Origin of the sequence: Nocardioides sp. CCNWLW216 (assembly GCF_037120545.1) — a bacterium.
Taxonomy (GTDB): domain Bacteria; phylum Actinomycetota; class Actinomycetes; order Propionibacteriales; family Nocardioidaceae; genus Nocardioides; species Nocardioides lianchengensis.
Genome location: NZ_JBBBBJ010000006.1, coordinates 266,313 through 281,138 on the forward strand (window position 1 = coordinate 266,313; position 14,826 = coordinate 281,138).

Annotated in this window: 14 protein-coding genes and 1 riboswitch; of the genes, 4 read left to right on the top strand and 10 right to left on the bottom strand. The window is 73.8% G+C overall.

The window, feature by feature from the left end:
- Window positions 1–78: 78 nt before the first annotated feature.
- Both V7S47_RS15795 and V7S47_RS15800 read right to left on the bottom strand, forming a co-directional pair.
- Window positions 79–1,266, bottom strand: coding sequence for an acetyl-CoA acetyltransferase (locus V7S47_RS15795; RefSeq protein ID WP_336562462.1), 1,188 nt, complete (start codon window positions 1,264–1,266; stop codon window positions 79–81).
- The gene (locus V7S47_RS15800; RefSeq protein WP_336562463.1) at window positions 1,266–2,633 is read right to left on the bottom strand and encodes a zinc ribbon domain-containing protein; all 1,368 of its coding nucleotides are present in this window, start codon (window positions 2,631–2,633) and stop codon (window positions 1,266–1,268) included. The genes V7S47_RS15795 and V7S47_RS15800 overlap by 1 nt, the downstream gene beginning before the upstream one ends.
- Window positions 2,634–2,762: 129 nt before the next feature.
- Here V7S47_RS15800 and V7S47_RS15805 point away from each other — a divergent pair, with 129 nt between their 5' ends.
- From V7S47_RS15805 to V7S47_RS15815, 3 genes are read left to right on the top strand one after another with little or no spacing between them, the layout of a single operon-like run.
- Window positions 2,763–3,956 (top strand): acyl-CoA dehydrogenase family protein, encoded by a 1,194-nt coding sequence (locus V7S47_RS15805; protein WP_336562464.1) that lies wholly within the window; start codon window positions 2,763–2,765, stop codon window positions 3,954–3,956.
- Window positions 3,953–4,984, top strand: coding sequence for a TIGR03617 family F420-dependent LLM class oxidoreductase (locus tag V7S47_RS15810; protein ID WP_336562465.1), 1,032 nt, complete (start codon window positions 3,953–3,955; stop codon window positions 4,982–4,984). Before V7S47_RS15805 ends, V7S47_RS15810 begins: the two co-directional genes overlap by 4 nt.
- Before the next feature lie 14 nt (window positions 4,985–4,998).
- On the top strand, window positions 4,999–5,472 hold the full coding sequence (locus tag V7S47_RS15815) for a nuclear transport factor 2 family protein (RefSeq protein ID WP_336562466.1): 474 nt from the start codon (window positions 4,999–5,001) through the stop codon (window positions 5,470–5,472).
- Between the two features lie 3 nt (window positions 5,473–5,475).
- Here V7S47_RS15815 and V7S47_RS15820 read toward each other — a convergent pair whose 3' ends face one another.
- Both V7S47_RS15820 and V7S47_RS15825 read right to left on the bottom strand, forming a co-directional pair.
- Window positions 5,476–6,228 (bottom strand): SDR family NAD(P)-dependent oxidoreductase, encoded by a 753-nt coding sequence (locus V7S47_RS15820; RefSeq protein WP_336562467.1) that lies wholly within the window; start codon window positions 6,226–6,228, stop codon window positions 5,476–5,478.
- A gap of 90 nt (window positions 6,229–6,318) precedes the next feature.
- Window positions 6,319–6,627 carry a hypothetical protein gene (locus V7S47_RS15825; RefSeq protein ID WP_336562468.1) on the bottom strand — a complete coding sequence of 103 codons (309 nt, stop codon included), beginning with the start codon at window positions 6,625–6,627 and terminating at the stop codon, window positions 6,319–6,321.
- Window positions 6,628–6,774: 147 nt separating this feature from the next.
- On the opposite strand from V7S47_RS15825, the gene V7S47_RS15830 reads away from it, so the two are divergent.
- On the top strand, window positions 6,775–8,010 hold the full coding sequence (locus tag V7S47_RS15830) for an MFS transporter (protein ID WP_336562469.1): 1,236 nt from the start codon (window positions 6,775–6,777) through the stop codon (window positions 8,008–8,010).
- 3 nt (window positions 8,011–8,013) lie between these two features.
- Here the strand turns inward: V7S47_RS15830 and V7S47_RS15835 are convergent, their stop codons facing one another.
- The 6 genes from V7S47_RS15835 to V7S47_RS15860 all read right to left on the bottom strand — a co-directional run bounded on the left by V7S47_RS15835 (window position 8,014) and on the right by V7S47_RS15860 (window position 14,545).
- Window positions 8,014–9,699, bottom strand: coding sequence for a hypothetical protein (locus V7S47_RS15835; protein WP_336562470.1), 1,686 nt, complete (start codon window positions 9,697–9,699; stop codon window positions 8,014–8,016).
- A 271-nt stretch (window positions 9,700–9,970) separates the two neighbouring features.
- Entirely contained in the window at window positions 9,971–10,657 is a 687-nt protein-coding gene (locus tag V7S47_RS15840; RefSeq protein WP_336562471.1) for a (2Fe-2S) ferredoxin domain-containing protein, read from the bottom strand.
- Window positions 10,654–11,439 (bottom strand): ABC transporter ATP-binding protein, encoded by a 786-nt coding sequence (locus V7S47_RS15845; protein WP_336562472.1) that lies wholly within the window; start codon window positions 11,437–11,439, stop codon window positions 10,654–10,656. The genes V7S47_RS15840 and V7S47_RS15845 overlap by 4 nt, the downstream gene beginning before the upstream one ends.
- Window positions 11,436–12,410, bottom strand: coding sequence for an iron chelate uptake ABC transporter family permease subunit (locus V7S47_RS15850; protein WP_336562544.1), 975 nt, complete (start codon window positions 12,408–12,410; stop codon window positions 11,436–11,438). The genes V7S47_RS15845 and V7S47_RS15850 overlap by 4 nt, the downstream gene beginning before the upstream one ends.
- A gap of 53 nt (window positions 12,411–12,463) precedes the next feature.
- Window positions 12,464–13,477: an ABC transporter substrate-binding protein gene (locus tag V7S47_RS15855; RefSeq protein WP_336562473.1), complete on the bottom strand. Its 1,014-nt coding sequence runs from the start codon at window positions 13,475–13,477 to the stop codon at window positions 12,464–12,466.
- A 20-nt stretch (window positions 13,478–13,497) separates the two neighbouring features.
- Window positions 13,498–13,690, bottom strand: a riboswitch (cobalamin riboswitch).
- Window positions 13,691–13,720: 30 nt separating this feature from the next.
- Window positions 13,721–14,545, bottom strand: coding sequence for a HoxN/HupN/NixA family nickel/cobalt transporter (locus tag V7S47_RS15860; protein ID WP_336562474.1), 825 nt, complete (start codon window positions 14,543–14,545; stop codon window positions 13,721–13,723).
- Between the last annotated feature and the right edge of the window lie 281 nt (window positions 14,546–14,826).

Consider the following 14,826-nt stretch of genomic DNA (forward strand, 5'->3'; position numbering starts at 1 on the left):
GGCTCGGCTCACGGTGCTGGCACAGGCTACTGGAACGCGTACCAGTCGACCGGTCCCCCGACCGGGGTGTCCCGACACTCATGGGCGGCGGTCGGAGACGATCGTCACGGCGCTGACCAGGTCGCCCGGACTGCCGCCCTGGTTCTGGACCAGGCCGTAGACCGGGTCGGCCACCTGACGCTCACCGGCCTCGCCGCGGAACTGCAGCCACATCTCGAACAGCATCCGCAGACCGCTCGCCCCGATCGGGTGCCCGAAGCTCTTCAGGCCGCCGTCGACGTTCACCGGCAGTGCGCCGTCCCGGTCGAACCGGCCGTCCAGGACGTCGCGCCAGGCCTTGCCCCGCTCGGAGAAGCCGAGCTCCTCCATCAGCACCATCTCGGTCGGCGTGAAACAGTCGTGCACCTCGGCCAGGGAGATCTGGCTCGCGGGATCGGTGATCCCGGCCTGCGCGTAGGCCTCCTGGCTCGAGCGGGCCGCCTCGGACAGCTCCGAGTAGTCGTAGTCGCTGTCGTTGCGCCCGGTGCCCGAGCCGGCGTCCAGCGCGAGCGCGTGGACGTAGAGCGGGCGGTCGGAGTAGCGGTGGGCGTCCTCGGCCCGCACGATGACCGCGGCCGCCGCCCCGTCGGCGACACCCGAGCAGTCGAAGACGCTCAGTCGCCCGGCCAGCGCGGGCGCGCCGGCGATGGCCTCCTTGGCCATCGCCTTGCGGAACTGGGCCCGCGGGTTGAGCGCGCCGTTGCCGTGGTTCTTCCAGGCGATGTGGGTCATCGCCTCCTTCACCTCGTCCTCGGAGATGCCGTAGCGGCGGGCGTAGGCCGGCACGATCATCGAGTACATCGCCGGCGCGCTCAGGTTCGGCGCGGTGCCGTCGTTGGGCACGCTCGGCATCTCGAGGCCGGAGTAGCCGGCGTCCTTCAGCTTCTCGCCCCCGACCGACATCACGACGTCGTACGCACCGGACGAGACGGCGTAGCAGGCGTTGCGGAAGGTCTCCGAGCCGGTCGCGCACATGTTCTCGACCCGGGTCACGGGCTTGTGGCTGATGTTGAGCGGCCGGGTGAGCGTGAGGCCGGAGACACCGGAGATCATCGAGCCCAGCCAGAAGGCGTCGACGTCGTCGAGGGTGACCCCGTCGGTCGCCGCCAGCGCTCCGTGGGTCGCCTCGACCAGTAGGTCGTCGACCGAGCGGTCCCAGTGCTCGCCGAAGCGCGTGCAGGCCATGCCCACGATCGCGACCGGGTTGGTCAGTGCGTGCGTGCCCATCAGCTGTCGCCCTCCTGGGGTCGGACCTTCCAGACGTAGTTGCGGACTCCGTTGCCGGCGACGCTGGCCAGACGGAAGGTGGGCTGCACCCGGTCGCCGATCGCCACCTCCCGGCCGACCGCGTCGGTCATCTCGAACTCGAAGCGGCCGCCGCCCTCGAAGTCGACGGCCACCACCTTGGCCGGCAGCTGGACCGACTCCGAGAGCCAGTCGTCGGTGAACGTGGCGACCCGGGCGGGGACGTCGACCATCGACACCGGCTCACAGGAGTCCTGGGCCGAGCAGCGCAGGCAGACCCGGCGCGGCGGCAGGTTGCGGTACCCGCAGGCCGTGCACCGGCCCGCGACGAAGGCGAACTTCCACGCCGCGCTACGGCGCGAGGCGGGCGGGACCGGCGGCTTGACGTCCGGCCGACGCGCGGGCTCGCGGGGCAGCAGGCCGCGCCAGGTGAGGAAGTCGGCGTACGAGACGGGCTGACCGGCGCCCACCTCGGAGCCGCGGCTCCCCCGATGGCGCTCGGTGACCCGGAAGACGAAGGCGTCCGCTCCGTCGGCGGCGCAGACGGCGAGCACCAGCTGGCCGGGCCGGGCCCGATCGAGGGCCGCCGCGAGCCGCAGGCCGAGGTCGGCCGCGCCGGCGTACCCGAGGTCGTCGGGCGCGCCGAGCTGCGCGGCGTCGAAGGTCGAGCGGACCACGCCGAGGGCGCGGGGGTGGGCCAGGCTGAGCACGACGTGGTCGAGCTGCTCACGCTTGAGCTCGCACCGGCCCAGGACGTCGTCGACGGCCCGCTGCACCAGCGGGACGTACTCCTCGACGCCGAAGCGCTCCTCCCAGGTGCGCGTGCGCGCGTCGCCCGGCTCGCGCCAGCGGTCCAGGAACTCGGAGGTGATCGAGGCCGACCCGACCAGCTCGGCGACCGGGTCCGGGCCGAGCCGGAAGGCGGCGGCCGCGTCGGCGCCGCCGAGCTCGTCGGCCGACCCGGGCAGCCCGAACCGGACGTCCGAGGAGACGACCAGCGCCGTACCCGCCGCGAGACCGGCGCGCAGGGCACCTGCTCCTCCGCGAAGCGCTCCCCCGACGTCGTACGCCGCGGTCTCGGGCGGGAGGCCCGAGGCGACGGCGACCGTGCTGGCGTTGGACTTCTCCAGGTAGGCGGGCCGGGTGGTGGCGAACCACAGCGACTCGACCGGGCCCCCGCCCGCGAGCGCCTGTCGGGCTGCGGCCACGGCCATGGTCGTGGTGTCCTCGTCGTACGACGCGACCGGGCGGGCCCCGCGAGCGCGCCCCGCACCGAGCGCCGCGGTGATCGCGGCCCGCTCGAGACGAGGCGTCGGCACATAGACGGCGTACTCCTCGATGCCGACCACGGACCCTCCATCCTCCCCGGTCAGACCGAGGATCGACTGTTTCAATCAAGCACTTGCTTTGCTACCTTAGACCGACCACCTACCGCCCGCAACCAGGGCCACAGGAAGCCGGGAGGACCCCCAGGAGCCATGAGCACGCACACCGAGCAGGCGTTCCGCACCGAGGTCGAGGAGGTGCTGGCCGCGTTCGCCGAGCGCCGGTCCGCAGGGGCCACCGGCTGGGGCCACGGCGACGACCGCGTGACCGTGGTCGCCGAGCGCTCCGAGGGCGAGGCGGAGGAGCTGGCCGAGCTGCGCCGCTACCGGGCCCACCTCGTCGACCGGGGCCTGGCCTGGGTCGACGGCCCCGAGGAGTACGGCGGCCGCGCCCTGCCGGACCGCTTCGCGACCCTGCTGCGCGAGCTCGAGTCGGGCTTCGCGCTGCCGGACGACGCCTACCTGCGGTTCAGCGTCTCGACGCTGTGCCCCACCCTGTTGGAGCACGGCACCGCCGCCCAGCGGGACGAGCTGCTCCCCCGGCTGCGCTCCGCCGAGACCATCGCCTGCCAGCTCTACTCCGAGCCGGGGGCGGGCTCCGACCTCGCCGGGCTGTCCACGCGCGCGGTGCGCGACGGCGACGGCTGGCGCCTCGACGGCCAGAAGGTGTGGAGCTCCGGCGCGCACTTCAGCGACCTCGGCCTGTGCATCGCCCGCACCTCGCCCGACCGGCCCAAGCACGCGGGGCTGACGACGTTCCTGGTGGACCTGCGCGCCCCGGGCGTGGAGATCCGGCCGATCCGCCAGCTGACCGGCGGCGCGTCGTTCGACGAGGTGTTCCTCACCGGGGTGCACGTCCCCGACAGCGCGCGCGTGGGCGAGGTCGACGGCGGCTGGTCGGTGGTGGTCACGTCGCTGCTCCACGAGCGCTCGGCCATCGGCCGCGAGGTCGGCGTCGACGAGAGCCTGGTCGACCGGCTGATCGACCTGGCCCGCCACACCCTCGATCCCGTGGACGCGCGCACGCGCGACGACCTGGCCGACGTGGTCGTGCGGGCCTGGGCGGCCCGGCTGACGACGGCCCGCTACCTGGAGGGCGGCGGCACGCCCGGCCCCGAGCTGGCCCTGACCAAGCTGCTGACGACCGACCTGCTCGCCCGGATGAGCGACGTCGCCGCCGACGTGCTCGGCGCGGGCCACGTCGCCGACTCCGGCGCGTGGGGCGGCTACGCCTGGTCCGAGCTGACCCTCGGCCTCCCCGGGCTGCGGGTGGGCGGCGGCACCGACGAGATCCTGAAGAACGCCGTCGGGGAACGGGTTCTCCACCTACCGAAGGACGCGCGATGAAGATCGACCTGGGCCTGATCGGCTCCTCGGCCGTCGACTGCGGCCCCGCTGCCGCCACGGCCGAGACGCGGGGCTTCGACGGCGTCTGGGCCAGCGAGAGCGTCACCGACGCCTTCCTGCAGTCCCAGGCGGCCCTGATGGCCACCTCGCAGGTGAGCGTGGGCACCGCCATCGCGGTCGCCTTCGCCCGCAACCCGATGTCGGTGGCCTACCTCTCCTGGGACCTGGCCGCGATGTCGCAGGGCCGCTTCGTGCTCGGCCTCGGCAGCCAGATCCAGGCCCACGTCGAGCGCCGCTTCTCCATGCCGTGGAGCGCGCCCGCGGGCCGGATGCGCGAGTTCCTGCTGGCGCTCGACGCCATCTTCACCGCGTGGCGCGACGGCACCCGGCTCGACTTCCAGGGCGAGCACTACCAGCACACCCTGATGACGCCGGTCTTCACGCCGCACCACCACGTGCACCGGATCCCGACCATGATCGCGGCGGTCGGGGCCAGGATGACCGAGCTCGGCGGCGAGCTCTGCGACGGGCTCCTGCTGCACGGCATGACGACCACGTCGTACCTCGACACCGTCACCCTGCCCGCCGTCGAGAGGGGTCTGGCGACGTCGGGCCGCCACCGCGACGCCCTGGAGCTGTACGCCCCGATCTTCATGGTCATGGGCGACACCGAGGAGCAGGTCGCCGACCTGACCCGTCGTACCCGTGAGCAGATCGCGTTCTACGCCTCCACCCCGGCGTACCGGCCGGTGCTGGCCAGCGTCGGGTACGACGAGCTGCAGCCCGAGCTGCAGGCCATGTCGCGCGCGGGCCGCTGGGCCGAGATGGGCGACCTGGTCGACGACCGCCTGCTCGGCGAGATCTCACTGGTCGGCACGCCGGAGGAGATGCCCCGGCTCGCCAAGGAGCGCTTCGGCGGGCGGCTGGACCGGCTGTCGTCGTACTTCGACTGGCCGGTCGACGACCCGGACCGGCTGCGCGACATCCTCGCCGCGTTCGCCGACGAGCCCGCGCCCGCGGCGCGCTGACACCAGGAGCCCCGATGTCCCGCCTGACCACCGAGGACCTCCTCGCCCGCGCCGAGATCGGCGACACGCTGCACGCCTACAGCCGCGGCATCGACCGCCGCGACATCGACCTGCTGGCGGACCTGTTCACCGAGGACGGGTCGTTCGACTACGGCCACGGCAACGTGACCACCGGCCGCGCCGCGCTGCGCGAGCTGTTCGTCGCGGCGACCGGCCGCTACACCGCCACCAGCCACCACTGCTCGACGACCAGCTACCTGCGGATCGAGGAGGGGACGGCCGAGACGATCACCTACGTCTACGCCTTCCACGACAACGCCGAGCAGGACCTGCACCTGCACGTGTGGGGCTGCTACGAGGACGTGCTCGTCGACGAGGGCGACCGCTGGCGCATCCGCTACCGCAAGGTGCGGGTCGCCGGCATCCGCTCCACGAGCTCCGAGGAGCTGCCCGAGCGGTTCGAGCGCTACGCGCGCGGCTCGGGGTAGCGCTCACGCGCGGCGGTGCATCCCGCCGTCGACGCTCACCGTCTCCCCGGTGAGGTACGACGCCGCGCCCGAGCACAGGAAGACCACGAGGGCCGCCGCCTCGGCCGGCGTCCCGAACCGGCCGACCGGGATGTGCTCCTCGGCGAAGGCCCGTCGCGACTCGACCGTCGGGAAGTGCCGGCGCAGCTGCTCGCTGTCGATGCGCCCCGGGGCGACGCAGTTGACGGTAGTCCCCTCGGCCGCCACCGCCCGCGAGAAGCCCTTCGCCCACAGGATGCAGGCGGCCACGGCCGCCTGGGCGGCCGAGATCCCGCGCGGTTCCAGCAGGCCGACCAGGTTGACCACCCGGCCCCGCCCGCCCGCGGCCAGCAGGGGACGCAGCTCCTCGGCGAGCATCCGCTTCGCGTGGAAGTTCAGCTCGAAGGAGGCCCGCCACGCGTCCTCGTCCAGCTCCGCGAGCGGCGGGTCCGCCCGCCCGGCGTTGTTGACCAGGATGTCCACGCCGCCCCAGGCCCGCTCCACCTCGGCGCGCACGAGTGCCGCGGTCTCGCGCTCGACGAGGTCGGCCGCGACCACGATGGGCTCGGGGGCCCCGGCGTCCGCGATCTGTCGCGCCAGCTCGCACAGCCGGTCCTCGTCGCGGGCGACGAGCGCCACCGACACCCCCTCGCGCGCCAGCGCGTGGGCGATCTCGCGACCGATCCCCGCGCCCGCGCCCGTGACGACCGCTCGCCGTCCGATCAGGTCGAGGTCCATGGGGCCAGCCTCGACGCGATCTCTGAATTAAGCAAGCACTTGCTGCAATTGCCGTTGACGTCCCGCCACCTCGTGCTCGGGTCGGGTCGCTCACTCGCCTCCGCGACGGGAGTCGAGAGTCAGCGAGGCGACGAGCGCAGGGGTGCAGTGGCGGCGGACGGCGTCCGCGTCGAGGGCGGAGAGGCGGTGCGCGGCCGCGTCGTTCCGGGGCTCCATGGTCCCGAGCTGGACCTTCAGCCCTCCGAGGTCGCCGATGAGGTCGTGGATGCTGCGGTACGCGGCTCGGTGCTCCGGGTCGGGTGAGCTGCGAAGAGCGCCGAGGGCGATGAGGGCACGGCTCGCGTGGCGGGCCGCGACGTCGAGCGTCTCGTCGAGGGTGTCGAACTCGGACTGCTGCACCGGGGCCTCCTAGGGGCGACCCCCAGTCTGGGGCTGCATCACCACCGGGCGAGCCACAGGCGCCACCGAGTGTCCCCACAGTTGGGTAACGAGCGGCGCGCGGCCGATGGCGTGTACTCCGGGAAGTCGGGCCGCTTTACTTCTCCGGTGAGGAGCAGCCGACTGTCGCCGCTCGCCGCACCGGCCTTCCGCTACTTCTTCGTCGGACAGGTCGTGAACCGGGTCGGCTCGTCGATGGCGGGCGTGGCGCTGGCCTTCGCCGTCCTCGACATCGACGACTCCGCCTCGGCCCTCGGCTGGGTGATCGCCGCCTCGAGCGTGCCGATGGTCGTCTTCATGCTCCTCGGCGGGGCGATCGCCGACCGGCTCCCCCGCGCTGTCGTGCTGCGCGGGTGCAACCTCGTCCAGGGCGTCGTCCAGACCGCCACGGCGGTCCTCGTGATCACCGGGTACGCCGAGATCTGGCACCTCGTCGTCCTGCAGGCGGTGGCCGGCACCGTCTTCGCGGTCAGCTACCCCGCGTTCCTCGGGATGGTGCCGATCCTGCTGCCGGTCGAGGAGCGCAAGGCGGCCTTCCTGCTCATCGGCCAGGCCACCAGCGCCGTCGGCATCCTCGGCCCTGCGGTCTCGGGCGTGCTCGTGGCGACCGCCGGTCCGGGCTGGGCCCTGGCCGTCGATGCCGCGACGTACCTCGTGGCGGCCGGTCTGCTCCTCCTGGTCCGCCTGCCGCCGGGCGACCGCAGCAACGCCCGCCCGAGCGTCATCGGCGACTTCCTCGCGGGCTGGGCGTTCGCCCGCCACCTCGGCTGGGTGATCCCGGCCGCCTCGGCGTCGCTCGTCTTCAACGCGCTCGTCAGCGGCGCCATCAACGTGCTCGGACCCGTGATCGCCGACGACACCATCGGCAGCGAGGGCTGGGGGGTGGCCCGGTCCGGCCAGGCGGTGGGCGTGTTCGTGGCCGCGTTCTTCCTCGCCAAGGTGACCCTGCGCGCACCGATGCGGGCGATCATGATCGCCTTCGTCGTCTGGTGCGTCCCGATGCTGGTGCTCGGCACCCACGTGAACGTGTGGGTGCTGTCGGCGTCCTTCGTCGTCGCCGGGGCCGCACTGAGCCTGCTCGACCTCGCCTGGAACCTGCTGGTGCAGGAGAAGGTCCCGGAGGAGATGCTGTCGCGGATCATGGCGATCGACGGCTTCTTCTCCTTCGTGGCCACGCCGATCGGCCAGCTCGCCGTCGGCCCCCTCGCGATCGCCTTCGGCGCGGGCCGGGTCCAGCTCGGGTGCTTCGCGCTCGCCGCACTCGTCGCCGCGTTCGCCCTCACCCGGCGCAGGATCACCGACGTACGGCTGACGGGTGAGCCGCCTCCGCAGCTGACGAGCTGACCGTCAGGCCGGCAGCACCGGGAGCCGCCTGGCGCGGGCGAGCTGGCGACGCCAGAACCGCAGCTCGGCGTCGCTGGAGAACCCGTCATCGACCTGCTCCTGGGCGAAGCGCACCCGGAAGATCAGCTGATCGACCGCGGTCGGCCGGTCGGCTGCAGCGAGCGCGAGGAGTCCCAGGACGCCCTGGTCCGCAGGACTGCCCGGGTTGTTCATCGCTGCCGCGCCGGGTGGCACCCCGGCTCCGTGCTCCAGGTAGGAGCGGGCCAGCTCGTACCGTCCCAACGTGTCCAGGAACGGGACGACGCTCGTCAGCAGGCGCGCAGCACAGCGAGCGAGGGCCTCGTCCGTGGCGTCCCAGTTCTCGTAGACCTGGATGTCGAGGTCCTTGAGACGGACCTGGGCTCGGTCCATCGGACACGCCTCGCCACCGGGATGGGCCGCATCGAACCGGGTCCCGTAGGAGAGCTGGATCTCACCCGCTCCCGAGCCGACGGAGACGACGTCCACCCGGTCGAGGTGAAGGCGACGCCAGGTGCGGCCGCCCGCACTGAAACCGGACCGACGGAGCGCGGGTCCGAGGTGCTGCCTGACGAGTCGGTCCGCCGCTGCGCGTGCCTCCCGCGGCGCCGGGTCAGCTTTGCGGCGCACGGCCGCCGCCTTCTCCCGGCGCAGCTGAGCGTCGCGTGCGGCGGCCTCCTCGGGACGGCCCAACGCGACGCCGATCCGCTTGACCAGGTCGCGCCTGGACAGGTCGACGAGCAGTTCCTCCAAGACCGCCCGGTCGCCGGGGGTGGCTCGCACGATCAAGGCGTCAATGGCAGCACTGGCGACCTTCAGGGACAGCGAAGCGGTCATCCCCGCGACCCCGCTGGTCGCGGCGCCCCTTCGGGCCAAGACGCCGAGCACGGCCGGAGCCCAGGCCTCCGAGGGCATCACGGTGGTGGCGAGCACGGCCGCGCGGACCACCTCCTCGTTGCCCGGGGCGAAGAGCATCCCGCCGGAGAATGCCGTCGTCTCGTCCGGCTCGACGATGGGCGCGAAGGCAGCCACGTCCAACCACGCCCGCACCAGCTCTCGCGCGGCATCGGGCCGCACCGCCTCCTGCACCTCGCGCACCCATCGCTGAGAGGGCTTGCGCGGGCCGAGCTCTCCGAGCCGCCGGATCAAGGGTCCGACGACGTCGGCATCAGCACGGCGTGCCAGGTCGCGTGCAGGAACTCCCCACCCGTCGCCGTCCGTGATCAACGACAGGTCCACGAGGTCCGGCGGCGTCGCCGTCGCCAGCACCCGCCGGACCAGCAGTCGCATCCGCGGGACCGCCCAGAGCTCGGGCGACAGGTCGTCGAGCCAACTCCGGCACCGGTCGAGCTGGTCGACCAGAACGGTGTCGGCCAGCCCGGCGCCACACACCGACGCCGCGCCACGTAGCCCCGCGCCCACCCGACAGTGGTCGAACTCGCTGCGCTGCCTGACGACCTCGAGGGCGAGGCATGCCGTGGCAGGGTCCCAGGGCAACCGCCGCCGGCGGAGCCGATCGAACGTCTCCTCCACCCGGTGGTCATCGGGGCCCTCGTGACCGAGCAGGACGAGCAGCGCCGACAGGCGGACGCGAGCATCCAGCGGCGCCGTACCCGTGCCGTCGAGCCAGCGCTCCCAGTCCAGGCCCGCGTCGTCGAGCGCGCGGGCCAACGCCTCCCGCTCCCGGTCCAGCAGAGTCACGCGGGCGAGTATGCCGCTCTCCACCGGCCCACCGGTGCGGACGCACCGCCACACCGATCCGGACGAAGCCCCAGACCACGTCCAGTCCGGCCGCCAGCTCGTGCACGGGCCCAGTGCTTCCTGTCTGACCAGGAGAGGCAGGTCGTTCCCACTCTTCGCTGCGGGGCAGTCCCGGAGTCACACCGGCTTCCCTCTCGCGACGACTCCCCTGGATGGAGAGCCGAACCAGCTGCGCCGACCACTAGACAGGGCGAATCACACGGATGTGCTCCCTGGACGTGGGTGAATCCTGGCGCAGCGTCTCGACCAGGCGCTCGGCCTCGTCCGGCCCGACCCCGCCGTACCAGGTGTCGTCGGGCTGGACGCTGACGACCGGCGCGTGGTTGCACGGGAACTGGCAGCCGGTCTGGGTGACCAGCACGTCGTCGTCGCCGAGCCCGGCGGCCATCAGGGCCAGGGTCAGCGCCCGCGCGGTGTCGTCGGCGCCCCGGGCGGTGCAGCGCGGCCCGCGGCAGACCAGCACCTGGTGCCGGTGCGCCGGCACCTCCTCCCAGGCCGCGGACTCCAGCGGCGCCTCGGTGCCGGCGATCGGCCGCGCCCGGGCCAGCACCGCCGCGAGGTCGTCGTCCTCGCTGTCGAGGAGGCCGGTCGCGACCACGACCTCGGGCGGCTCGGGCCGCTCGCGCCACCAGTGCGCGGCGACCCGGCGCAGCCAGGAGTTGCCCGGCGCGATCCCGAACGCCACCCCGACCAGCACGATCCGGGGTACGCCGGCGTCGGCCAGCCGGTCGAGCTCGCGGCGCAGCGCCGGGTCGGCGAGCTGCAGGTGCGCCACGGACGCGCCGTGCCGCTCGGCGAGGGCCGCGAGCCGGTCGGGCGGCTCGGCGACCCCCATCGCGACGAGGACCAGGGTCATCGGCAGGGTCATCGGACGACTCCTTCCCAGCGCACGTGCGGCCTCGGCTGCGTGGGGTGCGGCTCGACGGTCACGCGGACGCCGTACACCTCGGCGACGAGCGCGGGGGTGAGCACCTCGGCGACCGGGCCGTGCGCGACCAGGCGGCCCCGGTCGAGCACGACCAGGTCGTCGCAGTACGCCGCGGCGAGCTCCAGGTCGTGCAGCGCCGCGACCGTGGTCAGGCCCAGCCCGCGCACCCGCTCGAGGAAGTCGAGCTGGTGCCCGAGGTCGAGGTGGTTGGTCGGCTCATCGAGCAGCAGCACGCTCGGCTCCTGGGCCAGCGCCCGGGCGAGATGGACCCGCTGCCGCTCCCCGCCCGACAGCGCGTGCCACGGCCGGTCCGCGAGGTGGTCGACGCGCGCGGTGGCCAGGGCCCGCTCCACCGCGTCGATGCCGCCGGGGTCGGACTGCGGGGGCCCGAACCGCACCCGGTGGGCGATCCGGCCCAGGTCGACGACCTGGCGCACCCGCAGGTCGAGCGAGGTGGACGCGTCCTGCTCGACCAGCGCGAGCAGGCGGGCCCGCTCACGGGCGCGCAGCACGTGCACGTCCTGGTCGTCGAGCAGCACCCGTCCCGTCGCGGGTCGGCGCAGGCCCGCGACGGTGTGCAGCAGCGTGGTCTTGCCCGAGCCGTTGGGGCCGAGCAGGCCCGTCACCCGACCCGGTCGACAGGTCAGCGAGACCGCGTCGAGGACGGTCGCGCCGCCCAGCGTGACAGCGACCCCGTCCACCACGATCGACGGCGCCGTCATGCCGACCTCCCCGACCGGCGCAGCAGCAGGGCGAAGAACGGGACGCCGACCGCCGCGGTCACGACCCCGACCGGGATCTCCTGGCCGTCGACGACCGAGCGGGCCAGCGTGTCCGCCCAGACCAACAGGGTCGCGCCGACCAGCGCCGACATCGGCAGCAGCAGCCGGTGCCGCGGCCCGGTGAAGGCGCGTACCAGGTGCGGCACCACCAACCCGACGAAGCCGATCGTGCCGGCGAACGCGACGGCGGCCGCGGTGGCGAGCGCCGTACCGCCGAGCAGGACCCAGCGCAGGCGGGTCACCTCGATGCCCAGCGAGCGGGCCGAGGACTCCCCGAAGGCGAACGCGTCGAGGTGGTCGGCGCAGGCGGAGAAGCCGAGCGTCGCGACGACCGCGACACCGACGACCAGCAGCGCCGTACCCCAGCGGAAGCCGGCGCCCGAGCCGAGCGTCCAGGTCAGCACCCGACGGGCCGCGTCGTGGTCGCCGGAGCCGATCACGATCAAGGAGGTGTACGCCGAGCACGCCTGCCCGACCGCCACCCCCGCGAGCACGGTCCGAGTGGGCGCGAGCGAGCCCGACCGGCCGACCGCGAGCAGCAGCACCAGCCCCAGCGCGGCCAGCGCCCCGGCGAAGCCGGCGAGCGTCACCGCCGCGGGGCCCGCGAACCCGGCGACCGACACCCCCAGCACGATCACCGTCACCGCACCGACGGCCGCGCCGCCGGAGAGCCCCAGCAGGTAGGGGTCGGCCAGGTCGTTGCGGGTCAGCGACTGCAGCACCGCGCCGCAGCAGCCCAGCACCGCTCCCACGGCCGCCATCCCCAGCACCCGCGGCATCCGGAGCTGCCAGACGATCTGGTCGTCGAGCAGGCTCACCCCGCGGTCCCCCAGGCCGACGCGTCGCAGCACCACGTCGAGCACGTCCGGCACCGGCACCGCGACGGCGCCGGTGCCGAGCGCGACGGCCATGGTGACCAGCAGCACGGCGACCGCGAGGACCGGGGCGAGCCCGGTCCGCAGGGTCACGGGAGCGCGGAGAGCTGCTCGGCCAGCGTGCTGGCGCCGTCGATGAGGCGCACACCGGGCGTCCCCATCGAGTAGGGCACCGTCGCGAACCGGCCCTCGCGGACGGCGGTCAGCTGGGAGAGCACCGGGTCCTTCTCGAGGTACGCGCGCTTCTCGGCGGCCGTCGACCACGAGGCGTCCGCGAGCACGATCGCGTCCGGGTCGGCCGCGACGACCTCCTCCCAGCTGCCGTCGGCCCAGCCGTCCTCGACGTCGGCGTAGAGGTTGGTCGCGCCGACGGCGTCCAGCACCAGCTGCGGGCCGCTGGAGCCCGCGCCCACGAGCGGCGTCTTGTCGCCGGAGTCGTACCAGAGCACGTCCAGGCCCGCGCCCGCTCCCTCGTCGCCCAGCTCGGCCAGGGTCCGCTTCTGCTCGGCCCGGATGTCGGCGCCGCGGTCGGCCACGCCGAACGCGGTGGCGACCGCGTCGATCTCGTCCCAGACCGCCTCGAAGGTCGTCGCGGGGATGTCGGCCTGGTCGGCGCAGCCGAACGGCGAGAGGTACGACGCCACGCCGTCGGCCTCCAGGTCGCCCTGCGGCCCGGCGACCTCCGGGTCGAAGGCGCTCGTGTACGACGCGTAGACGAAGTCAGGACGGGTGGCGAGGAGCTCCTCGCGGGTCGGGTACTCCTTCGCGATCACCGGCACCGAGGCGTACTCCTCGGCCCAGGCCGCGGCCGGCTCCGGGTCGTCGAGGTACGCCGTACCGGCCATCCGGTCGGCGAGCCCCAGGGCCAGCATCACCTCGGTGGCGCCCTGGTTGAGCGTGACGGCCCGCTCGGGCGCCGCCTCGACGGTGCTGATGTGCCCGCAGGCGGTCACGTCGACCGGGAAGCCGGCCTCGGGCGCCGCGTCGGCGCTCGCCGGCTCCGGCTCGCCGGCGCAGCCGGCCAGGACGAGCGCCAGGGCGGCGACCGGGACGGCGGCCCGGACGGTGGTGGACAGGACTGACGGCAGGGGTCGACTGCGCATGATGTTCTCCAAACCCTCGTGGAACATGACATGCCGTGGCCGGTCTCCTGGCTTCCGCTTCAGCACAGGGCGGTCGACCTTCCCGGGCTCGCACCCAGTGGTCCGACCCATCCGGAGATGGGCCGCGAGGACCGTCCTGCTCGACGGCTACAGTGGCGAGGGCCGCGCCGGCATCAGACCGGCTTCCCGTGCACCACGGCGCGAGAAACCTAGCGCAGGTCCCTCGCCCCCGACCCGATCGGGTCAGAGCGTGGCGAGGTGCACCACGGCGGTCGTCGCGATGGTGCCGCCGATCAGGGTGATGCCCGTGGCGCCCAGCAGCGGCGCCACCCGGGTGGCGAGCCGGAGCGCGGTCCGCGACTCGGCGGCCCGGACGACGACGTTGCGCCCGCCCAGCGCGAGCAGGCCGACCACGAACAGCACGCTGGACAGGCCGAGCCCGAAGCACAGCACCAGCAGCAGCGCGAACCCCGACCGGCCCGTGAAGAACCCGGTGACGAGCACGAGGAACGCTGCCGGCGACGGGGTCAGACCGCCCGACATGCCCAGCAGGACCAGGCTCGGGCGGGACACCGCGACCGAGTGCCCGTGGCCGTGGCCGTGGCCGTGGCCGTGGCCATGACCGTGCCCATGACCGTGGCCATGTCCCGGTTCGTGGCCGGCTCGCCAGGCCCGCACGTGCCGCCGGACCAGCCACAGGCCGAGCACCAGGGCCGCGAGGCCGGCGACCAACTGCAGGCCGGTGGTCAGGCCCTCCAGGTCGACCAGGTCGGAGAGCGAGAAGAAGGTCCAGGCGGTGGCGACCACGAGCACGGACATCGTGTGCATGGCCGCCACGCTGACCCCGAGCCAGGCGGCGTCGCGCACGCGTCCGTCGCCCCCGATCAGGAACGCGGCGGCCAGTGTCTTGCCGTGACCAGGGGCGACGGCGTGGGCGGCCCCGGCGAGGAACGCGACGGCGATCGCCGCCGGCACGAATCCCGGCGACGACACCAGCTCCACCAGACGCTCGCCCGGCGCCTCCAGGTCGAGCAGGTACGGCGCCGCCGCCGTGACCAGGATGCTCATGCCGCGGCCGTCGTACCGGCCGGGGTCGCGGTGGTCGTCCCGTCGCGGGAGACACCGGAGGCGTGCGCCGAGACCGTCGGGACGCCGGGCGCGGCGCGGCGCAGCACGAGGTGCACGCGGGATTCCTCTCGGTAGCGCGAAGGCCGGTGGCCGGTGGCGACCGGAGCCTGACGCCGACCGGCGACCCGGACCGACCGCGCAGGTGAACGCCGAGGGACCGGCGAGTGAAGGACCGACCCCCGCGTCCCGGGGTTGATACCGGGTGACTAGGTTGCTTGCTG